General features: G+C 68.6%; 24 protein-coding genes. 8 read left to right on the top strand and 16 right to left on the bottom strand.

The window, feature by feature from the left end; all coding sequences use genetic code 11:
* Positions 1 to 7: 7 nt before the first annotated feature.
* The gene (gene kynA, locus AB8M85_RS08540) at positions 8 to 967 is read right to left on the bottom strand and encodes a tryptophan 2,3-dioxygenase (protein WP_372698350.1); all 960 of its coding nucleotides are present in this window, start codon (positions 965 to 967) and stop codon (positions 8 to 10) included.
* Between the two features lie 102 nt (positions 968 to 1,069).
* Here kynA and AB8M85_RS08535 point away from each other — a divergent pair, with 102 nt between their 5' ends.
* Positions 1,070 to 1,618 (top strand): DUF488 family protein, encoded by a 549-nt coding sequence (locus AB8M85_RS08535; protein ID WP_372698349.1) that lies wholly within the window; start codon positions 1,070 to 1,072, stop codon positions 1,616 to 1,618.
* A gap of 5 nt (positions 1,619 to 1,623) precedes the next feature.
* On the opposite strand, the gene AB8M85_RS08530 is transcribed toward AB8M85_RS08535, so the two are convergent.
* Genes AB8M85_RS08530 through AB8M85_RS08515 form a run of 4 tightly spaced genes read right to left on the bottom strand, consistent with a single transcriptional unit; the run spans position 1,624 to position 4,991 of the window.
* Positions 1,624 to 2,799, bottom strand: coding sequence for an FAD-dependent oxidoreductase (locus AB8M85_RS08530; protein WP_372698348.1), 1,176 nt, complete (start codon positions 2,797 to 2,799; stop codon positions 1,624 to 1,626).
* Complete coding sequence (locus tag AB8M85_RS08525) at positions 2,796 to 3,494, bottom strand: class I SAM-dependent methyltransferase (protein ID WP_372698347.1); 699 nt, start codon at positions 3,492 to 3,494, stop codon at positions 2,796 to 2,798. The genes AB8M85_RS08530 and AB8M85_RS08525 overlap by 4 nt, the downstream gene beginning before the upstream one ends.
* A gap of 8 nt (positions 3,495 to 3,502) precedes the next feature.
* The gene (locus tag AB8M85_RS08520) at positions 3,503 to 4,711 is read right to left on the bottom strand and encodes a type III polyketide synthase (protein WP_372698346.1); all 1,209 of its coding nucleotides are present in this window, start codon (positions 4,709 to 4,711) and stop codon (positions 3,503 to 3,505) included.
* A gap of 52 nt (positions 4,712 to 4,763) precedes the next feature.
* The gene (locus tag AB8M85_RS08515) at positions 4,764 to 4,991 is read right to left on the bottom strand and encodes a DUF4287 domain-containing protein (protein WP_372698345.1); all 228 of its coding nucleotides are present in this window, start codon (positions 4,989 to 4,991) and stop codon (positions 4,764 to 4,766) included.
* Between the two features lie 193 nt (positions 4,992 to 5,184).
* On the opposite strand from AB8M85_RS08515, the gene AB8M85_RS08510 reads away from it, so the two are divergent.
* Positions 5,185 to 6,285 (top strand): alanine--glyoxylate aminotransferase family protein, encoded by a 1,101-nt coding sequence (locus AB8M85_RS08510; protein ID WP_372698344.1) that lies wholly within the window; start codon positions 5,185 to 5,187, stop codon positions 6,283 to 6,285.
* A 58-nt stretch (positions 6,286 to 6,343) separates the two neighbouring features.
* On the opposite strand, the gene AB8M85_RS08505 is transcribed toward AB8M85_RS08510, so the two are convergent.
* The 4 genes from AB8M85_RS08505 to AB8M85_RS08490 all read right to left on the bottom strand — a co-directional run bounded on the left by AB8M85_RS08505 (position 6,344) and on the right by AB8M85_RS08490 (position 8,195).
* Entirely contained in the window at positions 6,344 to 6,559 is a 216-nt protein-coding gene (locus AB8M85_RS08505) for a DUF2945 domain-containing protein (protein ID WP_372698343.1), read from the bottom strand.
* A gap of 75 nt (positions 6,560 to 6,634) precedes the next feature.
* Positions 6,635 to 7,024 (bottom strand): CrcB family protein, encoded by a 390-nt coding sequence (locus tag AB8M85_RS08500; RefSeq protein ID WP_372698342.1) that lies wholly within the window; start codon positions 7,022 to 7,024, stop codon positions 6,635 to 6,637.
* Positions 7,021 to 7,578: a CrcB family protein gene (locus AB8M85_RS08495; protein WP_372698341.1), complete on the bottom strand. Its 558-nt coding sequence runs from the start codon at positions 7,576 to 7,578 to the stop codon at positions 7,021 to 7,023. Before AB8M85_RS08495 ends, AB8M85_RS08500 begins: the two co-directional genes overlap by 4 nt.
* Entirely contained in the window at positions 7,575 to 8,195 is a 621-nt protein-coding gene (locus AB8M85_RS08490; RefSeq protein ID WP_372698340.1) for a DNA-3-methyladenine glycosylase I, read from the bottom strand. Before AB8M85_RS08490 ends, AB8M85_RS08495 begins: the two co-directional genes overlap by 4 nt.
* Positions 8,196 to 8,321: 126 nt before the next feature.
* Between AB8M85_RS08490 and AB8M85_RS08485 the strand changes: the two genes are divergently transcribed.
* Positions 8,322 to 8,837: a PGPGW domain-containing protein gene (locus AB8M85_RS08485; RefSeq protein WP_372698339.1), complete on the top strand. Its 516-nt coding sequence runs from the start codon at positions 8,322 to 8,324 to the stop codon at positions 8,835 to 8,837.
* Between the two features lie 175 nt (positions 8,838 to 9,012).
* Here the strand turns inward: AB8M85_RS08485 and AB8M85_RS08480 are convergent, their stop codons facing one another.
* The 4 genes from AB8M85_RS08480 to AB8M85_RS08465 form a co-directional block, all read right to left on the bottom strand.
* Positions 9,013 to 9,915, bottom strand: coding sequence for a hypothetical protein (locus AB8M85_RS08480; protein WP_372698338.1), 903 nt, complete (start codon positions 9,913 to 9,915; stop codon positions 9,013 to 9,015).
* Positions 9,916 to 10,090: 175 nt separating this feature from the next.
* Positions 10,091 to 10,555, bottom strand: coding sequence for a GatB/YqeY domain-containing protein (locus AB8M85_RS08475; protein WP_372698337.1), 465 nt, complete (start codon positions 10,553 to 10,555; stop codon positions 10,091 to 10,093).
* Between the two features lie 92 nt (positions 10,556 to 10,647).
* Positions 10,648 to 10,935 (bottom strand): hypothetical protein, encoded by a 288-nt coding sequence (locus tag AB8M85_RS08470; RefSeq protein ID WP_372698336.1) that lies wholly within the window; start codon positions 10,933 to 10,935, stop codon positions 10,648 to 10,650.
* A complete protein-coding gene (locus AB8M85_RS08465) occupies positions 10,932 to 11,321 on the bottom strand; it encodes a DUF4190 domain-containing protein (protein ID WP_372698335.1) in 390 nt (129 codons plus the stop codon). Before AB8M85_RS08465 ends, AB8M85_RS08470 begins: the two co-directional genes overlap by 4 nt.
* 211 nt (positions 11,322 to 11,532) lie before the next feature.
* Here AB8M85_RS08465 and AB8M85_RS08460 point away from each other — a divergent pair, with 211 nt between their 5' ends.
* Entirely contained in the window at positions 11,533 to 12,144 is a 612-nt protein-coding gene (locus tag AB8M85_RS08460; protein WP_372698334.1) for a hypothetical protein, read from the top strand.
* A gap of 9 nt (positions 12,145 to 12,153) precedes the next feature.
* Positions 12,154 to 13,188: an HNH endonuclease family protein gene (locus AB8M85_RS08455; RefSeq protein ID WP_372698333.1), complete on the top strand. Its 1,035-nt coding sequence runs from the start codon at positions 12,154 to 12,156 to the stop codon at positions 13,186 to 13,188.
* Positions 13,189 to 13,315: 127 nt separating this feature from the next.
* Here AB8M85_RS08455 and AB8M85_RS08450 read toward each other — a convergent pair whose 3' ends face one another.
* The 3 genes from AB8M85_RS08450 to AB8M85_RS08440 form a co-directional block, all read right to left on the bottom strand.
* Positions 13,316 to 13,789, bottom strand: a complete 474-nt coding sequence (locus AB8M85_RS08450; protein ID WP_372698332.1) for a hypothetical protein — start codon at positions 13,787 to 13,789, stop codon at positions 13,316 to 13,318.
* Positions 13,790 to 14,071: 282 nt separating this feature from the next.
* Positions 14,072 to 14,446 (bottom strand): nuclear transport factor 2 family protein, encoded by a 375-nt coding sequence (locus tag AB8M85_RS08445; protein WP_372698331.1) that lies wholly within the window; start codon positions 14,444 to 14,446, stop codon positions 14,072 to 14,074.
* Complete coding sequence (locus AB8M85_RS08440; protein WP_372698330.1) at positions 14,443 to 16,764, bottom strand: FdhF/YdeP family oxidoreductase; 2,322 nt, start codon at positions 16,762 to 16,764, stop codon at positions 14,443 to 14,445. Before AB8M85_RS08440 ends, AB8M85_RS08445 begins: the two co-directional genes overlap by 4 nt.
* A 237-nt stretch (positions 16,765 to 17,001) precedes the next feature.
* On the opposite strand from AB8M85_RS08440, the gene AB8M85_RS08435 reads away from it, so the two are divergent.
* The 3 genes from AB8M85_RS08435 to AB8M85_RS08425 all read left to right on the top strand — a co-directional run bounded on the left by AB8M85_RS08435 (position 17,002) and on the right by AB8M85_RS08425 (position 20,265).
* Positions 17,002 to 17,289, top strand: coding sequence for a type II toxin-antitoxin system ParD family antitoxin (locus tag AB8M85_RS08435; protein ID WP_372698329.1), 288 nt, complete (start codon positions 17,002 to 17,004; stop codon positions 17,287 to 17,289).
* On the top strand, positions 17,289 to 17,648 hold the full coding sequence (locus AB8M85_RS08430; protein ID WP_372698328.1) for a type II toxin-antitoxin system RelE/ParE family toxin: 360 nt from the start codon (positions 17,289 to 17,291) through the stop codon (positions 17,646 to 17,648). Before AB8M85_RS08435 ends, AB8M85_RS08430 begins: the two co-directional genes overlap by 1 nt.
* 118 nt (positions 17,649 to 17,766) lie before the next feature.
* Positions 17,767 to 20,265 carry an ABC transporter gene (locus AB8M85_RS08425; protein WP_372698556.1) on the top strand — a complete coding sequence of 833 codons (2,499 nt, stop codon included), beginning with the start codon at positions 17,767 to 17,769 and terminating at the stop codon, positions 20,263 to 20,265.
* Positions 20,266 to 20,305 lie beyond the last annotated feature (40 nt).

The following is a 20,305-nucleotide window of genomic DNA, read 5'->3' as shown; positions in this document are numbered from 1 at the left end:
TTTCGGGCTAGTTGCCGATTTCGGTGCGCACGGCGTAGAGCTCGGGGAAGAAGGTCAGGTCCAGCGCGCGCTTGAGGAAGTCGACCCCCGAGGACCCGCCGGTGCCGCGCTTGAAGCCGATGGTGCGCTGGACGGTGCGCAGGTGGCGGAAGCGCCAGGCCTGGAAGTTGTCCTCGAGGTCCACCAGGTCCTCACAGGCCTGGTAGAACATCCAGCGGGTGTCCTCGGATTCGTAGATGTCCCGGAAGACGGGGATGAGGGATTCGTGCAGCGTCCAGGGTTTCGAGAAGTCGCGGTGCAGGACCTCGTCGGGGATCGCGTAGCCGGCGCGGGCCAGTGCCGCCAGGAAGGCATCGTAGACAGTGGGTTCCTCGAGCAGCCGGCCGAGCATGGCGTGGGCCTCGGGGTGGGCTTCGAAGACCTTGAGCATGCCGCGGTGCTTATTGCCCAGGATGAACTCCACACCGCGGTACTGCCAGGACTGGAAGCCCGAGGCGGAGCCGAGCGAGCCGCGGAACTGGGCGTATTCACGCGGGGTCAGGGTGGCCAGCACGGACCACTGGTCGGTAAGGATCTTCTGGATGTGCTTGACGCGGGCCAGGCACTTCAGCGCCTTGCCCAGGTCGTCGGCATCCATGAGGCGCCGGGCCTCGGTGAGTTCGTGCAGGACCAGCTTGAGCCAGAGCTCGCTGGTCTGGTGCTGGATGATGAACAGCATCTCGTCGTGGTGTTCCGGGCTGCTGTGCGGGTGCTGGGCATGCAGGACGCGCTCGAGGTCGAGGTAGCCGCCGTAGGACATCTCGTTGCGGAAGTCCGTGTGGACGGTCTCCTCGATGTCGCGGATGCCGGCTTCGTCCGCAGGCGCGTGGTCCGCGGCGTGGTGGTCGACGTGGTGCGCGGTTCCGGGGCCGGTGCCGGGCCCGGTGCCGGGGGTGCCTGAGGGGTCTTGGGAATAGGGGCAGCTCATGCATCTAGAATATCCATATCGTGACGGCCGTCAAGAGTTTGAAACCGTGCGTGGCGGCGGAAGTGGTTTCGCACCGGGGTGTTTCCTTGGCATGCTGGGCCCATGGACGCCACGCCTTCTGCACCCCGGTCCGGCACCGTCTACACGGTCGGGCACTCCACGCATCCCATCGACGAGTTCGCCGAGCTGCTCAAGGCCCACGGCGTCCAGCGGATCGTCGACATCCGCACCGTGCCCAAGTCCCGGCACAATCCGCAGTTCGGCATCGACCAGCTGCCCGGCAGCCTCTCCGACCGCGGCATCGGATACCGGCGCATCGAGGAGTTGGGCGGCTTGCGGCACACCACCAAGGATTCGCCGAACATGGCCTGGCGCAACACCTCCTTCCGCGGCTACGCCGACTACATGCAGACCGAGTCCTTCGCCGGTGGAATGGACGAGCTGACCTCATGCGCCCGCGAGAAGACGGTGGCGATCATGTGTGCCGAGGCGGTTCCGTGGCGGTGCCACCGCTCGATGGTCGGCGACGCGCTGCTGGTGCGAGGCTTCGAGGTCCTGGACATCTTCAGCGAAAAACAGGCCAAACCCCACACGCTGACATCGTTCGCCCAGGTCGAGGGGACGGCCATTACCTATCCTGCGGAGGAGTAGGCGCCTCAGAAGCCGTGGCTCATCGTGAAGCGGCGCGCCACGGCGTCGTGCACCACGGAATGGCGCGCCAGCCCGGCCAGCACAGTGCGCCGCAGCCCATCGGGACGGCGGGCCAAGGGGCGGCCCAGCATCATGTTCAGATGCGCCTGGCGCCCTGCCCGTGCCGCCGCCCGCAGGCGTCGGTCAGAGAAGGCCGAGAACCGTTCGGCCGTGGCCCCGGCGCTCCAAGCGCCCGCGATCGCTTCGCCGAGCAGGGGTGCCAACGCCGCTGCATCCAGCAGGCCCAGGGCCATGCCCTGTCCGCCGATCGGGCTGACCTCATGTGCCGCGTCCCCGATCAGCACGACCCGGTCGGCCGCCATGCGTGGAACGCTGCGCCGTGAACAACGGAAGTCGCTGTTCATGGTCGCATCCGCTGCGGCGGCATGATGGCCGGTGCGCCCCAGGACCAGGGCCGACAGGTCGGCGGTCTCGTCCGGCCGCCGCCAGGCCACCCAGCGGCGCAGCCGTCCGGGCAGGGGAAAGGATTCGACGATGCCCTCGCGATGCAGGATCAGTGCCGCCGTCGAGCCGAATCCGGTGCCGTCGGGGTAGTCGCCCATGACGTAGTGGTCGCCATAGCGGCGGCCGATGAAGGGCAGCCCCAGCTGCCGGCGCACCGTCGAATCCACGCCGTCGGCGCCCACGAGGTACCGGGCGGACAGCGTCTTGCTGGCCCGAGGCCCGTCTAGCTGCCCGCCGGGGCCGCGTGTGTTCTCGGTGAGGCTGACCCGTACGCCGTCATCGAGGGGCGCGAACGAGTCCACTGCGGTACCGCGCAGCAACGCGTCCGGATCGACGGCGGACAGCCGCTCCTGGAGCAGCCGAACGGTGTGTGACTGGGGCAGCGACAGGACATATGGATGCGGACCGGACAACACGCCGAAGTCCATGGAAGCGACCGTATCGAGGCCGGCCAGGCCGATGCCACGTCGGATCGGGACCCCGGCGGCGACGGCGGCGGTCCCGACGCCGACGGCGTCGAGGACCTCGAGGGCCGGCGGGTGCAGGCCGATGGCCCGCGAATGGGTGCTGGGGGAGGGCCGGGGTTCGAGCACGCGCACGGTCATCCCCGATTGGGCCAGCAGCGTCGCCAGCGCCAACCCGCTGGGGCCGCCGCCGGCAATGAGGACGTCGATCACGGCAGCGCCCCCGGCCGGAAGACGACCAGGTTGCGGTAGGGCCGGCGACGGAGCACCTGCCACTGCGGGGGGACGAGGCCCCGCAATTCACCGGGCAGGTAGCTGCGCCGGATCGACGTCAACCCGTCCCGGCGGATGAACGAGCCGCGCGCCAGCGGCAGCGTCGCGGCACCGAACAGCAGCAATGCGGCGCGCGAGCGCACGATGTCGCTGTGGATGGCCACGCGCCCGGTCAACGCCTCGGTGTCGGACAGCAGCGCGGCCAGCTCGCCGGCCGTCAGGTGGTGCAGCACGTGGTTGGAGACGACGACGTCGAACCTCTCCCCGGCTGCCACGAGATCCCCGCTGGTGGCACGGCGGAAGACGACGGCGGTGTCCCGGCCCTGCGCTCGTGCCTCCGTCGCATAGCGGTGGGCCCGTTCGTCGGGATCAATGCCCGTGACGTGGAGGTCGAAGCCGTCGCGCCGTGCCTGCCGCGCCAAGGCCACGCTGATGTCGCCTCCGCCGCAGCCGATGTCGAGCAGGGTGGACGGGCGGTCCCGGGGCAACGCCGGGCGGATCACCTCCCGGTACAGCCGGCCCCAACCCGAGACGGCGGCGTTGACCAGCGGGAACTGCGCGTAGGTCCGGCGCAGCAGGCCCGGATCGCAGTCGGGCCGGTCCATCTCCTCGAGCGACGTTTCATCGCGCAGCACGGCCGGGCCTACCGGGTGGGCCCTGCCGCCACCGGGGCGGCCGCCTCCCGGGCGTCGTCCTCCGCCGCCGCTGCCGGTCCGGCCGGCACCACGGTCATCAGGGCCGTCTCGACCGTCAACCCCGGGCCGAACGCCATCGAGCACACGCGCTGGCCGCCGGCGTCCGGCTCGCTGCCGGCGCCCTCGAGGATGTCCTTGAGCACGAACAGCACCGTGGCGCTGGACATGTTGCCGTAGTCGTGGAGGACGCGCCGGGCGGGGGCCAGCTGGTCCTCGCGCAGCCCGAGGCGTTTTTCGACCCGGTCCAGGATGGCCCGGCCGCCCGGATGGATGCCCCAGTGCTCGATCTCCGCGTAGGTGCCCTCGAACTTGGGGTCGTTGGCCAGCAGCGGGTCGAGGGCACCGACGATGTGGTCGTCGATGATGTGCGGCACGTAGCTGCCCAGCACCATCTCGAAACCCTCGTCGCCGATGTTCCAGGCCATGGCGTCCTCGCCCACGGGGGTCAGCACGGTCTCGAAGAAGTCCAGCTGCAGCCCGGGTTGTGCCTCCGGTCCGGCGGGACGGGCGGTGACCAGGGCGGCCGCCGCCCCGTCGGCGAAGAGGGCCGAGCCCATGATGGTGTCGGGGTCGTTGGAGCTGCGCACATGCAGCGAGCAGAGCTCGGCGCAGACCACCAGGACGACGGCGTCGGGTTCAGCCTCGCAGAAGCTCTTGGCCGCGCGCACTGCCGGGAACGCGGCGTAGCAGCCCATGAACCCGAAGTGCGAGCGTTTGGTCGACGGATTCAGGCCCAGGGCCCGGACGATCTGGTAGTCCGGCCCGGGGTTGTAGAAGCCGGTGCAGGACACCGTGATGACATGGGTGACATCCGCAGCCGTGAGATCCGGGGTGGCCTCCAGGGCCTTTCGGGCCGACTCGATGAACATGGGGCCCGCCTCGCGGGCGAAGACCTCGTTGCGGACCTTGGTGCTTGGGCTGAACAGCTGGCGGGTTTCGGCGTCGAAGAACACCGGGTCCTCCACCGTCGCATCCAGGGACATCTCCGGCATGGCGGTGCGCCGCGTGGCGATGGCCGACGAGTTGAAGGACGTTGCGATCAACCGCTGCCCCAGCCGGGTCAGGCCCGGTTGGGCGGCGAAGACATCACGCGCCTGGTCCTGGTACAGGATGGTGGGTGGAACGGCTGTCTGGATGGTCCTGATCATTACCGGCATGGGGCGAGCGTAACCCGGGCCGAAACGGCGGTAAAGGAATCGCGGTTTCGGCCTAGCTCTCGTGCTCCTGCCGGTAGACGTGGACCAGGGCGTTGGCGTGGCCGTGTCCGAAACCGTGTTCCTGCTTGAGCCAGGCCACCTGTTCCAAGTGCTTCTGCCCCCGGACGTCATCCAGCGCCGTTATCCAATGGTCGATGGGGTGGCCGTAGGCGGCCTCGATGGAGGGGAAATACGACCTGGGTCCCGTGGCTGGCCCGTTCGGGGCTGCTGGCTTGTTCATGGCTTGATCACAGCACGGGTGGGCCGGGTCGGCAAGGGATCGCCCCTGCCGTTCCGCCAGTCGAGGCTGACCCGTGAAACATGGATTCCACTGTGCGACATTTCGTGCCTATGGTGGGGGTGAACGCCATCACGTGCGGCCGCATCCGCGCGTCGAAGGCCACCGAGCCTGCCACCGATACCAGGGAGCCACCATGCAACAGATCGTCCCCACCCGCCACCTCTTCGGCCCCGGGCCGTGCAACCCGTACCCCGAGGCCACCGCCGCCCTGGGCCTGCCGCTGCTGGGCCACCTGGATCCGGAGTTCATCGCCCGCATGGACCGCACCTGCGATGGCCTGCGCACCCTGTGGGGGACGGAGAACGCGCGGACCCTGCCGCTGAGCGCCACCGGTTCCGCCGGCATGGAGGCCTCCTTCGTCAACACGATCACCCCCGGCGACGTGGCCGTGGTCGCGGTCAACGGCCTCTTCGGGGAGCGCATGTGCGAGGTCGCCTCCCGTGTCGGTGCCGAGGTCGTGCGCGTGGACCACGACTACGGGACCCCGGTCGACGCCGAGCGTGTCGCCGCCGCCCATCCGAACCCGACGGTCATCGCGGCGGTCCACGCGGAGACGAGCACCGGCGTCGTCTCCGACATGGCGGCCCTGGGCGCCATCAAGGGCGACGCCCTGCTGATCGCCGACGCGGTCACCTCGATCGGCGGCATGCCGGTGCTGGCCGACGAATGGGGGATCGACGTCGGCTACGCCGGCACGCAGAAGTGCATCGGCGTCGCCCCGGGCCTGGCCCCGTTCACCATCTCCGACCGGGCGTTCGAGCGCCGGGTGCAGAAGCCGCAGTCCTGGTACCTGGACCTGGGGCTGCTCGGCGGGTACACCACCGGTGCGGCCGGCGGCCAGCGGACCTACCACCACACCGCCCCGGTCGGCATGGTCGCCTCGCTGGAGGCAGGCATCGACCGCATCCTGGCCGAGGGGCTCGACGCCGTGACCGCACGCCACCAGGCCGCCGGCGCCGCGCTGCAGGAGGGCCTGCAGGAGATGGGCCTGGAGCTCTTCGCCGCCGAGGGACACCGGTTACCACAGCTGACCACCGTCAAGGTGCCCGAGGGCGTCGACTCGGCGGCGGTGCGCAAGTACCTGCTGGAGCGCTACAACATCGAGATCGGCGGCGGCGTCGGCCAGTACGCGGCGACGGTCTGGCGGATCGGCCTGATGGGCCCGAACGCGAACCGGGACTCCGTGGCCCTGATCCTCGCCGCGCTGAAGGACGCCATCGCCGCCACCAGCTGACGGCGACGGCAATGCACGACGGCGTTGGCCGGGCCGGGCGCTAGCTCTTCAGCGGGCGCTACTTCTTCAGCTTGGTCAACGCCGAGCCCTTGTGCATGGCGACGTGGTCGGTCTTGTCGCTGCGGATCTCGTACTGCGGGTCGTCCGGGCTGCAGCGGCGCATGTGCCCCTTGTATTCGACGTCCTGCGTGTGCTTGGCGACGATGACACCGGAGACGCGTCCGGCCTCCGAATTCCAGGAGACGTGGTCTCCGGTGGAGAAAGTCGTTGGCATGATGCCCTCCCTCAGGGTGGTGGTACGGCCGGTTCCGCAGTTCCCCAGAGCCTACCGCGACGCCGGTTGGCGGGATCAGGCCAGGTTGCCGATCCAGTAGCCACCCCAGTAGCCCAGCCCGGCAGCCCCCACGCACAGCACGGCCATGCCCAGCCCGTTGGCCAGCGAGGCCAGGTACCGGCGTTCCTGCAGCAGGCGCACCGATTCGAAGCTGGCGGTGCTGAACGTCGTGTAGCCGCCGAGGAAGCCGGTTCCGGCCACCAGGTAGATCGCGTTTGACGTGATGAAGGCGAGGGTGGTTCCGGCCAGCAGGCCGAGCAGCAGGGACCCGGAGACGTTGATGATCCAGGTGCCGACCGGGAACGCCGCGCGGGTGTGGGCCTTGACGACCCCGTCGACGACGAAGCGCAGTGCGGCGCCGAGGCCGCCGGCCACCGACAGGCAGATGAACAGCAGCGGGCTCACCGCCGTGCCTCCCGTCGGTGCAGCAGGCTGGCCAGGGCGATGCCGGCCCAGGAGGCCGCCGCGCCGACCAGCACGGTGGCCAGCACCAGCAGGACCCCTGCACCCGGACCGGCGCCCGAGCCCCAGCCCGCACCGCCCCCGAGCATCATCGCGTCCACGGCAAACGTGCTGTAGGTCGTGAACCCGCCCAGGAACCCCGTGCCCAACATCAGGCGCAACGTCCGCCGGGCACCGGCGTCGTCCCCGGCGCGCAGCAGCGACTCCAGCAGCAGCCCGAGCAGGAAGGCCCCGACGATGTTGACCGCCAGGATCGTGGTCGGCAGCCCGTTGATGCCCGGGACGGCGAGGGTGAGCCCCTCGCGGGAAGCGGTGCCGAAGAACCCGCCGAGCAGCACCAGGCCCACGTGGGGCGCGCTCAGGTGCAGCGGGCGGTCCGATGGCCGGGGATGCAGGGTCTGGCCGGGCAGCCGGCGGCGTGTGGTGCGCGGTGGGATCTCGAGCGCGTCGGTGTCGGCGTCGACCGGCAACTCGGGGTGGGGATCGGGGCCGCTCACGTCCAGACCCCGGAGCTGCCGCGCCGGTGGCTGTCCACGAGGTGGGTGTCGACGATGCCGACGGCTTCCATGAGCGCGAACATGGTCGTGGGCCCGACGAAGCTGAACCCCTTCTTGCGCAGCGCCTTGGACAGGGCGATGGACTCAGGGGAGGTGGTGGGGACCTCGGCCATGGTCGACGGTGTCGGCGTCACCTCCGGTTGGAAGGACCAGATGAAGTCCGGCAGGCCGCCCTCGGCGCGCAGCTCGAGGGTGGCGGCGGCGTTGTTGATGGTCGCGCGGATCTTCGCCCGGTTGCGGATGATCCCCGCATCGCCCAGCAGGCGCTCGACGTCGTCCTCGCCGAAGGCGGCGACCGTCTCCGGGTCGAACCCGGCGAAAGCGGCCCGGAAGTTCTCTCGTTTGCGCAGGATGGTCGCCCAGGACAGGCCGGATTGGAATGCCTCGAGGCTGAGCCGTTCGAACAGGCCCTGCTCGTCCCGGACCGGCAGGCCCCATTCGGTGTCGTAGTACTCGCGCATCAGGCCTTCGGCGGCCCAGACCGGGCGCAGCAGGCCGTCGTCGCCCCGCACGACGCCGGGGGGAGGCGTGCCTTCAGCAGTGTTCGTCTCTGCCATGTGCTGGCCCTTCCCTCGTGCTGTCGACCTTCCCCCAGATTACCGTCCCGCCGCCGGCCGCCCCGGAGTGGTGACCTCACGTAGTGTCGCGCGGAGGGCCGCAGGTCTCCGGTATGCTGCGGCCAAATGGTTTCCACGTTCGTGCACGTCTGGCTCAAGCCCCTGGCGATCAACATCGCGGGTTGGCTGCTGCTTGTCATCGGTGTGCTGGCTCTGGTGCTGCCCGGGCCTGGTTTGCTGTGCATCGTGGCCGGCTTGGCCGTGCTCTCGACGCGGTACCGCTGGGCCGAGAATCTCATGCATCCGGTTAAGGCGCGGGCCTACCGCCTGGCCGCCGAGGGCGTGAAGACGAGGGCCCGGATCGTGATGAGTTCGATTGGCGCGGCCTTGCTGTTCACCTGCGGGCTGGTGTGGGGCCTGCGTCCACCGGTCCCGGGCTGGTGGCGCTGGCCCGAGGACTGGTGGTTGCTCGGCGGATGGGGGACCGCGATCTCGATCATGGGCTCGGCCGGGTTTGCCATCGGGTTGATCATCTACAGCCACCGCAGGTTCGGGCTGCCGATGAAGGCCCGCCGCACCGCCGAACTCCGGATCCGGCACAAACGGGCCGGCCTTCGGAAAACCGAGCGCGAGGACCGATAGGCCGGCCCCGGACCGGTGTCCTAGGCCAGGCGTTCCTTGACCAGCGTGCTCGTGGTCTTGCCGTCGAACCGCCCGGCTACTTCGAGGATCGCACTACAGACTTGGGTCCTCGGCGATCCTGAGTCGGACCTGTCCGGCGTCGTGCCGCCACTCTTCAGGTCTATGTCTCGTCCGGCTAGTAGCCCCAGTCTTCCCTTTTCGCGACGCCAGATTCTTCCTCACCGTCAACGACGACGGTCAGGGTTTCAACTTGCTCCGTGGTGAATGCCTTCTTGTTGATTTTGATGATCATGTTCCCGGCGACAAAGTCCACGCCGCGCATCGAGTCGGTGTCGTAGGTGTTGCCCTGCCAGGGGCCGGGGCTGAGGGTGACAAGGAGTTCACCTTCTGCTGGGGCTTCGACGGATTCAACGTAGGCGTGAGGATCCGCGGGAAGGCAGTTGCGGTAGTCTTCCAACTTTTCGATTGTGGTTCCGCAAAAGGACTCATAGGCATCGTTCATGGCGTCCAGCCATTGCACGTATTTTTCGTCGGCCCAAGCATCCAGATCAGATGGGTCTGCCCCCGTTCGGGAACGGGAAAACGAACCGGTACGTGTCCCGTCCTCGGTCGTCACGGTCACGGTTTCAAGCTCGGGCGAGTCGTCCCCAATGCTTTCAAACATGATGAGGCCCATGATTCTGAGCTCGTCGCGGGCCGTTTCGTAGCGTTGGGCCGTTCCGTCCTTATTGAACTGGTACGAGTTGTCTATGACGAGTCGGATATGCCCGGACTCGGGCGAGTTCCAGGAATTGATGAGGTTGAAGGGGTAGAGGAAACCCTTAACGGACTTGACGCTCGAGTTCTCGACCCACGCATTGACCTTTTCGTCGGCCCATTCTTGTCCAGCGGGGATTGGGCTGGTAGTCGCGGCATTCGTCTGGGCCAGCGGAGTCCTTGAGCTCGGCGCGGTTGTGTTTTCTGCTGCGGCTACTGCAGTACTGGCATGTTCCACGTCCCCACCCTCGGCCGAGGCCACCGAGCAACCGGACAGTGCGAGTGCAGCAAGAGCTGCAGTGAATATGTAGCGCGTGCGCATGAAACCCTTCGAAAACCTGGTGGGCATCGGCCCGGGGGCTGTCCTCGGACTGACGGCGTATGAGATGGACCTGACTCACACAACCCTATGCCCGCAATAGAATCCTGCCCTTTGGCTTCCTTCACGCGGGACGGCTGAAGGCCTTGCCACCTGCAGCTGAACGATGCTCTGGCGGTTAGGCCAGGCGTTCCTTGACCAGCATGCTCGTGGTCTTGCCATCGAACCGCCCGGCTACTTCGGCGTTGACGGTCTTCATGACCTGCCCCATCTGGCGCATGCCCGGCTTCGTTCCGTCCACGGTGTGCTCGGCGATGGCCCGGTCAACGATCGAAACGACGTCGTCCTCGGTCAGCGGTGCGGGCAGGTACGACTCGATGAACTCCGCCTCGGCGGTCTCCTGCCCGGCCCGTTCGTCCTGGCCGGCATCGGCGTAGGTCTGAGCGGTCTCGCGCCGTCGGGCCGCTTCCTTCTGCAACAGGGCGGTGACCTGCTGGTCGTCCAGGTCCACGGGGGTCTTGCCGCCCTTTTCGCGGGTGTTGATCTCGCCGAGGACATTGCGCAGGGTCATCAGGGCGAGCTTGTTGCCCGACTTCATGTGCGCGGTCATGTCGGTGCGGAGTTGTTCCTTCAGCGTGCTCATTCTGCGGCCTTTCGTGGCGGTGGTGCCCCAGCGGGTGCTCCGCCCATTATCGCGCATCGTCGCAGCCCGCCGGGTACGAGCCGGGGCTCGGCTCAGCGTGGCGCCTGTCCTGCCGCGATGCTCCCCAGCACGTCGACAGTGCTGGCCAGCCGGTGCACGCCGATGATGACCGCGATCCAGCCGGCCAGCACCAGCACCCCGCCGGCGGCGAAGAGCAGCAGCGTTCCGGTACCCGGGCCCTGGAGCAGGCCGTAGTAACTAGCGGTGAGGCTGGTCGCCGACAGGGCCAGGGCCGCCAGGATCGCCGCCGGCCCGAGGAGCAGTGCGGCGATCAGTCCCCGGACCAGCAGCGGGGCCGACCGGCGCGGCCGCTCGGTCACGCGCTGACGCCGCTCTGCTGCACGGCAGCGTAGAGCCCGCCGGCGATGATGACGGCGAAAACCAGGACCAGGGCCCACCCCAGCAACATGACGCCGTTCAGGATCAGACCGGCGATGGACATGCCGCGTCCGGCCGGTTCGCGTTGCAGGCCCAGGAAGCCGAAGACCAGGCCGACGATCGGCACGAGCAGCGTAAATCCGGTCAGGATGGAGGCCAGTCCGAGCACCAGCGAGGTGATGCTCATGCCGCGCGGCGGCGGGGCGTATGGCTGTCCGTAGGCACCGGGCGGGCCCGCCGGGTAGCCCCCTGTGTGCGGTTGCTGTCCGTACTGCTGGTGCCCCTGCTGCGGCTGGTGGTTCTGCAGGTAGGGATTCGGCTCCGTCATGGGTCCTCCGTCGGGCTGGGGTGGGTTGCCTTCCGTTCCCCACCGTAGGCGAGCGCCGGGCCCGCCACCAAGGGGCGCGCACTGCCGGTGGCCGCCGCGGACGCACCGGCGGCCACAGCGCCCTTTTGCTTGAAGGTCGTATAGAATTCCGCCTAGAAGGTGGGCCACCAGGGGTCCATCGGGCGGCCTGCCGCCCTATGGGGGGAAAGACATGAAGAAGATCCTGCGCGGATTCTCCGCGCTCGCACTGGCTGCCTCGCTGGCGCTCTCCGGCGGCCAGATCGCCGCCGTGACGCAGGCGCAGCCCGCCACGGCCGCCGTGGCGGTCGCGGCCAAGAAGGCCGCACCGGCGGTGACGATCCGCAAGATCCCGAACAAGACGGTCTACGGGTCGGCGAAGGTGAAGATCAAGCCGCTGGTCTCGGTCAGGAAGGGCACCAAGGCCACGTCCAAGCGCCTCAAGGTCGTCCAGGGCCGCAAGATCCTCACCCGCAGCGCCACCTCGATCTCGTTGAAGGCCGGCACCTACAAGGTCACCACCACCGTGAAGTACAAGGTCGGCAAGGCCAAGCAGCGCACGATCAGCAAGGCCCAGACCCTGGTCGTGAAGAAGAAGGCCAAGAAGGCCCCGGTCTCCAGCACGCGCATCAAGGGCAAGGACTGCCCATCCGGGTACCCGGTGAAGGGCAACCGCACCGGCAGCAACAAGGAATGGAAGTACCACGTCAAGGGCCAGCGGTTCTACACGACCACCGTGCCCGAGGAGTGCTTCAAGACCACCGCGGCGGCCCGCCAGGCCGGCTACCGCGCCTCCAAGATCTAGCAGGCCGGCATGAAGCACACGAAACGGGGGGTGGTCCGTGCCCTGTTCGCCGCCATCCTGGCCGCCATTCTTGCCGCCGCAGTCGTCGTCCCGACGCTTGTCGACGGCACGACGGCGGAGCAGGCTCCCGCGGGTGCCGTCACCGCCTCGGAGGCGACGGCGGCAGCCGCGCCTGCGCCGTCCACGCCCGGGCTGGAGTCGCAGCGCACCGCCGTCGTGCTTCCGGCAGGAACCCGCCCGGGCAAGGTCAAACCCGGCGCCAAGCTGGCCGGATCCCCGGCCCGCAGCGTGCTGAACGCGCTGCCGGTCAAGGGCAAGGCCACCGCCACCGGGTACAACCGCAACGCCAAGTTCGGCAACGGGTTCAAGGACTTCAACCGCAACAAGTGCGACGAACGCCAGGACACCCTCAAGCGCGACATGTCGCGGGTGAAGTACAAGGACCGCAAGCGCTGCCAGGTCGCCTCGGGACGACTGGACGACGCCTACACCGGCCGGGCGGTGAACTGGAAGGTCAAGGCCGGGTCGGTCGACATCGACCACGTCGTCGCGCTGAAGAACGCGTGGATCTCCGGGGCACAGCGTCTCTCGCAGTCCCAACGCCAGGCGCTGGCGAACGACCCGCTGAACCTGATGGCCTCCTCGGCGTCGGCCAACCGGTCCAAGGGGGACCGCAATGCCGCCGAATGGCTGCCGTCGAACAAACGGTTCCGCTGCCAGTACGTGGCAACCCAGATCAGCGTGAAGCGCAAGTACGCGCTCTCGGTGACGCCGACCGAGAAGTCGGCGATGGCCAGGGTCCTGAAGACCTGCCCGAAGCAGCGGGCCGCGAAGGTCACCCCGCTCAAGGCGGCCGGGGCCGTCGCGAAGAAGCCGACCACGAAGCAGCCGGCACCGAAGAAGGCCGTGAAGACCATCACGAAGAAGGTTTCGCCGGGGGCGTTCTGCTCCCCGCGTGGGGCCAAGGGCGTGGGGAAGTCCAACGGCAAGATCTACACCTGCAAGGCCAGTGCCACTGATACCCGCGCGCGCTGGCGGCGGTAGGGGCGCACGCTCGCCCCTCGGGGCAGACCGGGGAGGTTTCACGGGCAGTAGCGACGGGGGTGCGCCGGTCGCGACGCGCTTCGTCACGGGCGGCGGCGGTGACCTCCGCTGGAGTGAAGGCTCGATCCTATTCCGGGTAAACCCCGACGTCGCCTTTCGACGCCCGTGCCTTCTGCGGCACTGGATGCCCCGTGAGCAGAAGGTAGATGGCGACGACCAAGATCAGGTGGACGGCCGGATTCGTCCCGCCTGCCATTACCCATCCCTCGACCCAGCGTGGCTGCGGCTCGTTGAGATTCGGAACCACTGGTCCTTGGGCGAGTAAGGCGGCGCCGACCGCGACCTGGATCAGTGCGGCTGCCACGAAGCCCGCACGAAACGCGGTGCGGGTGTCCTGAGGCCGATACTGCATGGCCACGGCCAGCACTGCGATGGATGCGCTGGCAACCGCTACCGTGGCCAGCATGTGGAGGAAGCCGGGGCTGGGTTCAGTGACGCTGACGAGCTGATTGTCGATACCGAAGACCGCGCCGCCGCGGAGCCCCTCGATGCGGATGGCCAGGAAACCGATGAGGAGCACGGTGATGGCGCTGAAGAGCAACCCACCTGCGAACCACAATGCCTTCTTGATGTCATGCTCCTTCGTGATGTGCCCCTGCCGAGAGCCAGGCGCGTGACCGCAAGCCCTTCGCGCCACAGGCACGTCGTCGCAGGTTCCGAGCCGCGTGCCTCATATGAAGGGCTCCGATCGCCGAACTCGATGCTTCTCCCGTCTACTTGATCATGATCTGCACACGAACGGAGCCCAGTCCGGACATAAGTTACCGATTCTCTACGTTGGCACCCGTCAGATGAAGGCAGACGAGACCCGGGGCGGTGTCGGTCAATGCGTGAGGGTGGTCTGCTGGTACAGCGCCAGGCGGGGGACGCCCTCGACCAGCCGGTAGATGCTCGACATCAGCGCCACGAAGGGCCCGGCATCACCGTCGCGCCGGGCCCGGGCGCGGTAGACCAATGCGGTGCTGTCGGTGCCGACCGGCACCGTCCGCGCTTCGGCCAGCTCGAAGGAATCCCAGGGCGGCGCGTCGTCCAGTCCTGCGATGACCGCCGAGCGGTCCAGGACCATGCCGTTGACCAGGACCATCAGCGCTTCCGGGAGCATCAGCTGCCCGTAGAAGGCGCTGCCGCGGGAAGCGCAGAGCGCGGACCAGCCGGCCTCCTCGAGCTCCAGCAATGGCCCGAGCTCCAGGCGGTTCACGGCGCGGCGGCTGGCTGGGGCGCCTCGACCTTCTCCAAGCGGACCAGGACGGCCTTGGACACCGGGGTGTTGCTGCCCTCGGCGACCAGGGACAGCGGCACCAGCACGTTCGCCTCGGGGTAGTAGGCGGCGACGCACCCGCGGGGGGTCGGGTACTCGACCAGCCGGCACCGGCGCATGACCCGGGGAACGCCGTCGTCGTGCACTCCGTGGACATCGGCGTAGTCACCGTTCTTCAGGCCCAGTTCGGCCAGGTCGGTGGCGTTGACGAAGACCACGTCGCGGCCCTTGTGGATGCCGCGGTAGCGGTCGTTGTAGGAGTAGATGGTGGTGTTGAACTGGTCGTGCGAGCGCAGCGACTGCAGGATCAGCGTGCCGGCCGGACGCTCGAGGTATTCGAGCTCGTTGACCGTGAGCAGGGCCTTGCCGGAGGGGGTGGGGAAGGTGCGGGTGTCGCGCGGACCATGGGCCAGGATGAACCCGCCTTCGCGGCGGACCCGCTGGTTGTAGTTCGCGCAGCCGGGCACGACGCGCGAGATGTGGTCGCGGATCAGGTCGTAGTCCTTCTCGAATCCGGCCCAGTCGACGTCGACCTTGTCGCCCAGGGTGGCCCGGGCGATCCGGCAGACGATCGCCGTCTCGGAGAGCAGGTGGTGCGAGACCGGCTCGACGTTGCCCCAGGAGGGGTGGACGGCACAGGCCGTGTCCTCCACGGTGACGAACTGCTCGCCGGACTCCTGGATGTCGATTTCCGTGCGGCCCATGGTCGGCAGGATCAGCGCCGCCGCCCCGGTGACGGTGTGGGACCGGTTGAGCTTGGTGGAGATCTGCACGGTCAGGTCGGTGCCCTCCATGCCCGCGTGGGCGACCCCGGTGTCGGAGACGGCGGAGACGAGGTTGCCGCCGAGGGCGGTGAAGACCTTGATCTTGCCCTCGCGCATGGCCTCGAACATCTGCACGGCATCGTAGCCGTGTGCGCGTGGCGGGTTGAAGCCGAACTCCGCTTCCAGGGCGTCGAGGAACGAATCGGGCATCTGCTCCCAGATCCCCATGGTGCGGTCGCCCTGGACGTTGGAGTGGCCGCGGATGGGGGAGGCCCCGGCGCCGGCCTTGCCCATGTTCCCGCGCAGCAGCAACAGGTTGATGATCTCCTTGATGGCCGCCACGCCCTTTTTCTGCTGCGTGATGCCCATGGCCCAGGTGACGATGACCTTGTCGGCGGCCAGGTAGCGGGCGGTGAGCTCGTCGATCTCGGCGCTGGTCAGCCCCGTCGCCTCCAGGACGGTCTCCTCGCGCAGGTGGCTGAGGTGTTCGCGCAGCTCGGGCAGGCCTTGGCAGTGGCGGTCGAGGAAGTCGTGGTCCAGCACCGTCCCGGGGTTGCGGTCCTCGGCCTCGAGGACCCGCTTGGACACGGCCTGCATCAGGGCCATGTCGCCGCTGAGCCGGATCTGCAGGTACTGGTCGGCGATGTCCGTGCCGTGCCCGATGATCCCGCGGACCTTCTGCGGGTTCTTGTAGCGGCGCAGCCCGGCCTCGGGCAGCGGGTTGATCGCCACGATGTGCCCGCCGTTGCGCTTGCAGCTCTCCAGTTCGGTGAGCATCCGCGGGTGGTTGGTGCCCGGGTTCTGGCCCATGATGATGATCAGGTCGGCCTGGGCGTAGTCCTCGAAGTTCACCGTGGACTTGCCCACCCCGATGGTCTCGCCCATGGCCCAGCCGGAGGACTCGTGGCACATGTTCGAGCAGTCCGGCAGGTTGTTGGTCCCGTAGCCGCGCGCGAACAGCTGGTAGGCGAACGCCGCCTCGTTGGAGGTGCGGCCGCTGGTGTAGAACGCGGCCTGGTCGGGGGAGTCCAGCGAGTTCAGCTTGTCAGCCAGGATGCCGATGGCCTCGTTCCAGGACACGGGCCGGTAGTGGTCCTCGCCTTCGGGCTTGTAGACCGGCTCGGTCAGCCGGCCCTGCTGGCCCAGCCAGTATTCGCTGCGTCCGCGCAGGTCGGAGACGGAGTGTTCGGCCCAGAACCCCGAGTCGATGACGAGGGGGGTGGCCTCCCAGGTGACCGCCTTGGCGCCGTTCTCGCAGAACTCGAAGGCCTTGCGGTGGTGGGGGTCCGGCCAGGCACAGCTGGGGCAGTCGAAGCCGTCCTTCTGGTTCATCTTCATGATCGTCCGGCCGGTGCGCGCGACACCCATCGCCGTCATCGCAGGCTCCATGGAATGCACGACGCCGGGTACGCCTGCCGCCCAGTCCTTGGGGCCGGGCCCGACTTCCAGGTCGGACTCCGCCGGTTCGCTGACTTCCTCGACGTGCTTGGCCACGGTGACCCACCTTTCCGGCCCGTCGGCGGGGCGTCCGCCATCGTGGGCATTCACCCTCAGGCCTATCAGTGGGACCGCGCCACCGCAAGGGTCCCCGCCCCGAGACGACCTCCGCAGCCCGTCGTGCAGCCCGTCGCGCCGTCGACCATGATTCGGTACATTTCCCATGGACGTCCTTCGCCCAAGGCTTTCAACCACTGCCCCTAGTGGCATAAAATGCCACTGGAGGTGGTGTGCATGGCTACGAGAAACGTCGTCCTGAGTCAGCACCAGCACGAGTTCGTTGAGTCGCTCGTCCAGTCCGGGCGATACCAAAACGCGAGTGAGGTGCTGCGCGAAGGCCTTCGGATCCTCGAACGGCGGGAAGAAGGCGCGGCAGCGAAGCTGATGGCACTCCGCCGTGCAGCGGAGCAGGGCTGGTCCGATGTCGAATCCGGGCGATTCGACGACATCGACGATAGGGATCTGGACGATTTCATCGGGGAGTTGGGTCTTCGTGCCACCCACGCCAAGCGAAGCGGCTGATGGCGGACTACCGCGTCAGCCGTGCCGCGCAGGCCGACATCGCTTCGATCCTGGGGTGGTCCAACGAGCAGTTCGGAGAAGAAGCACGACAACGCTACGAGAAGTTGATCGTTGCCGCCATCCGTGATGCGGCCCGGACTCCGGACAACGTCGGACACCTGGCCCGCCCGGAGTTGGGGCGCTGTGTGTTCTTCTGGCACCTGTGCCGGAGTCGGGCCACGTCAACCGGCGGAAGAGTCCGGCAGCCACGCCACTTCCTGTTGTGCCGTCGTGACGACGACCTGCTGGTCGTGGGTCGCGTACTCCACGAGGCCATGGACCCACAGCGACACCTGCAGGCGGAGCGCACGTGGGAGTAGCCGTCGCAGCGTCCCTGGCGCGCACCCAGGTGGCCCGCGGTCCAGGGGCTGCTACGGTCGACCAGTGAGCAACTCAACGGCACCAACTGCACCGCAGGCAGCCCCCGGCCAGGGGACGATGGACGGCTTCGTCAAGGTCCGCGGGGCCCGGGAGCACAACCTGGTCGATGTCGACGTGGACATCCCGCGCGATGCCATCGTCGCGTTCACCGGCGTCTCCGGCTCGGGGAAGTCCTCGCTGGCCTTCGGCACGGTCTTCGCCGAGGCGCAGCGCCGCTTCCTGGAATCGGTGGCCCCGTACGCCCGCCGCCTCATCCAGCAGGGCAACACCCCGCAGGTCGAGTCCATTACCGGGCTCCCGCCGGCCGTGGCCCTGCAGCAACGCCGCGGCACCCCGAGCTCGCGTTCCAGCGTCGGAACCCTGACCACGCTGTCGAACTCGCTGCGCATGCTGTACTCGCGGGCGGGAAGCTACCCCGACGGCGCCACCCGGTTGGACTCGGACGCGTTCTCGCCGAACACCGCCGTCGGCGCCTGCCCGGTCTGCCATGGCCTCGGCATCTCCCACACGGTCACCGAGCAGACCCTCGTCCCGAACCCGGAGCTGAGCATCCGCGAGGGCGCCATCGCCGCGTGGCCCGGTGCCTGGCAAGGCAAGAACCTGCGCGACGTCTCGATCGAACTTGGGTACGACGTCGATGCCCCCTGGCACACGCTGCCCCGGAAGGACCGGGACTGGCTGTTGTTCACCGACGAGCAGCCCGTCGTCCAGGTCCGGCCGCAACGCGACCGGATCGAAAAGCCCTACAAGGGGCGGTTCTGGAGCGCCAAGAGCCACGTCATGCACACGCTGGCCGAATCCAAGTCCGCCACCATGCGCGACCGGGTCCTGGGGTTCATGGTCTCCGGCCCCTGCCGGGAGTGCGCGGGCACCGGGCTGACAAGGGACGCGCTCACCGTCACCTTCGCCGGCCAGACCATCGCCGAGGCGAACCGGCTGCCGCTGGGCGCGCTCGCGGAACTGCTCCAGCCGACCGCGGCATTGACCGAGGCCGACTACGAAGCCGGCGCCACGCCGTCGTCCGGTTCCGCGGGCGAACGCAGTGGCGTGGCCGCGACCATTGCCGCCGACCTGGTCGAGCGGATCGGCGTGCTCATCGACCTGGGCCTGGGCTACCTGAGCCTGGATCGCGGGACCACCACGCTCTCGCCCGGGGAGATGCAGCGGCTCCGGATCGCCACCCAGCTGCGCTCGGGCCTGTTCGGGGTGGTGTACGTCCTGGACGAGCCCTCCGCCGGCCTGCACCCGGCCGATGCCGAGCCGCTGCTGGCCGTGCTGGAGGAGCTGAAATCCGCCGGCAACTCGGTCTACGTCGTCGAGCACAACATGGACGTGGTCCGGCAGGCCGACTGGATCGTTGATGTCGGGCCACGCGCCGGCGAGGGCGGGGGAGAGGTCCTGTATTCGGGCCCGGTCGGAGGGCTGGCCGGGGTCGCCGCCTCGCAGACCCGGCCGTTCCTGTTCGACGACGGCGACCGCCCGCGGCTGGCCTCCACCGGCAGGACCCCGTCCGGGCAGCTGGAACTCGAGGGCATCACGATGCACAACCTCGAGGGCCTCGACGTGCGGATCCCGCTGGGAGTGCTCACCGCCGTCACCGGTGTCTCCGGTTCGGGCAAGTCGACCCTGGTCAGCCGTGTGCTGGCCGACGCCGTTGGCGCCCTGGTCCGCACCCCCGCGCCGGAACCGCTCCCGGACGCCGAGGACGACGGCGATGCCCCCATCGCTGAGCAGTCACCACGGGTGCGCGCCATCCACGGCGCCGAGGGCATCGGCCGGCTGGTGAAGGTCGACCAGAAGCCGATCGGGAGGACACCGCGCTCCAATCTGGCCACCTACACGGGCCTGTTCGACGCGGTGCGCAAGACGTTCGCGGCCACCGCCGAGGCCAGGGCCCGCGGCTACGGGGCCGGCCGGTTCTCCTTCAACGTGCCTGGAGGCCGCTGCGAGAACTGCCAGGGCGAGGGGTTCATCGCCGTCGAGCTCTTGTTCCTGCCCGGCAGCTACGGGCCGTGCCCGGTCTGCCATGGCAGCCGCTACAACCCCGAGACGCTCGAGGTCACGTACGATGGCCGCAATATCGCCGAGGTGCTGGCCCTGAGCGTCGACGAGGCCGCGGGTTTCCTGTCCGAGGTGCCCGCGGCGGCCAGGAGCCTGGAGACGTTGCGGCAGGTCGGGCTCGGCTACCTGCGTCTGGGCCAGCCGGCCACCGAGCTTTCGGGGGGCGAGGCCCAGCGGATCAAGCTGGCCACGGAGCTGCAGCGTGCCCGGCGCGGACACACGCTCTACCTGCTCGATGAACCGACCACCGGCCTGCATCCGGCCGACGTCCAGCTGCTGCTGGCCCAGCTGAACCGGCTGGTGGACGCGGGGAACACGGTGGTGGTCGTCGAGCACGAGATGGACGTGGTGGCTGCGGCCGATTGGGTGGTGGACCTCGGTCCCTCGGGCGGCGACGAGGGCGGTCGGATCATGGCCGAGGGGACGCCGGAGCAGGTGGCCCACTCGACCGACAGCCGGACCGCGCCCTATTTGCGGGCGAGGCTGGACAGCTGACTTGGTGATCGGCTGGGCCTGCCGTCAGCGGTCCGGCGGT

Source organism: Arthrobacter sp. JSM 101049, from assembly GCF_041679245.1.
Classification (GTDB): domain Bacteria; phylum Actinomycetota; class Actinomycetes; order Actinomycetales; family Micrococcaceae; genus Arthrobacter_H.
Note: the sequence above shows the minus strand (reverse complement) of the source record. Positions and strands in the feature narration are given on the sequence as shown.

Excerpts from the sequence above, each read along its gene's own strand:
- AB8M85_RS08510 (WP_372698344.1), top strand. The coding sequence starts at position 5,185 with ATGCAACAGATCGTCCCCACCCGCCACCTCTTCGGCCCCGGGCCGTGC.
- AB8M85_RS08435 (WP_372698329.1), top strand. The coding sequence starts at position 17,002 with ATGGCTACGAGAAACGTCGTCCTGAGTCAGCACCAGCACGAGTTCGTT.
- AB8M85_RS08505 (WP_372698343.1), bottom strand. The coding sequence starts at position 6,559 with ATGCCAACGACTTTCTCCACCGGAGACCACGTCTCCTGGAATTCGGAG.
- AB8M85_RS08455 (WP_372698333.1), top strand. The coding sequence starts at position 12,154 with ATGAAGCACACGAAACGGGGGGTGGTCCGTGCCCTGTTCGCCGCCATC.
- AB8M85_RS08520 (WP_372698346.1), bottom strand. The coding sequence starts at position 4,711 with ATGCCGGTAATGATCAGGACCATCCAGACAGCCGTTCCACCCACCATC.
- AB8M85_RS08430 (WP_372698328.1), top strand. The coding sequence starts at position 17,289 with ATGGCGGACTACCGCGTCAGCCGTGCCGCGCAGGCCGACATCGCTTCG.
- AB8M85_RS08425 (WP_372698556.1), top strand. The coding sequence starts at position 17,767 with ATGGACGGCTTCGTCAAGGTCCGCGGGGCCCGGGAGCACAACCTGGTC.
- AB8M85_RS08490 (WP_372698340.1), bottom strand. The coding sequence starts at position 8,195 with ATGGCAGAGACGAACACTGCTGAAGGCACGCCTCCCCCCGGCGTCGTG.
- kynA (WP_372698350.1), bottom strand. The coding sequence starts at position 967 with ATGAGCTGCCCCTATTCCCAAGACCCCTCAGGCACCCCCGGCACCGGG.
- AB8M85_RS08535 (WP_372698349.1), top strand. The coding sequence starts at position 1,070 with ATGGACGCCACGCCTTCTGCACCCCGGTCCGGCACCGTCTACACGGTC.
- AB8M85_RS08475 (WP_372698337.1), bottom strand. The coding sequence starts at position 10,555 with ATGAGCACGCTGAAGGAACAACTCCGCACCGACATGACCGCGCACATG.
- AB8M85_RS08460 (WP_372698334.1), top strand. The coding sequence starts at position 11,533 with ATGAAGAAGATCCTGCGCGGATTCTCCGCGCTCGCACTGGCTGCCTCG.
- AB8M85_RS08465 (WP_372698335.1), bottom strand. The coding sequence starts at position 11,321 with ATGACGGAGCCGAATCCCTACCTGCAGAACCACCAGCCGCAGCAGGGG.
- AB8M85_RS08485 (WP_372698339.1), top strand. The coding sequence starts at position 8,322 with ATGGTTTCCACGTTCGTGCACGTCTGGCTCAAGCCCCTGGCGATCAAC.
- AB8M85_RS08480 (WP_372698338.1), bottom strand. The coding sequence starts at position 9,915 with ATGCGCACGCGCTACATATTCACTGCAGCTCTTGCTGCACTCGCACTG.
- AB8M85_RS08515 (WP_372698345.1), bottom strand. The coding sequence starts at position 4,991 with ATGAACAAGCCAGCAGCCCCGAACGGGCCAGCCACGGGACCCAGGTCG.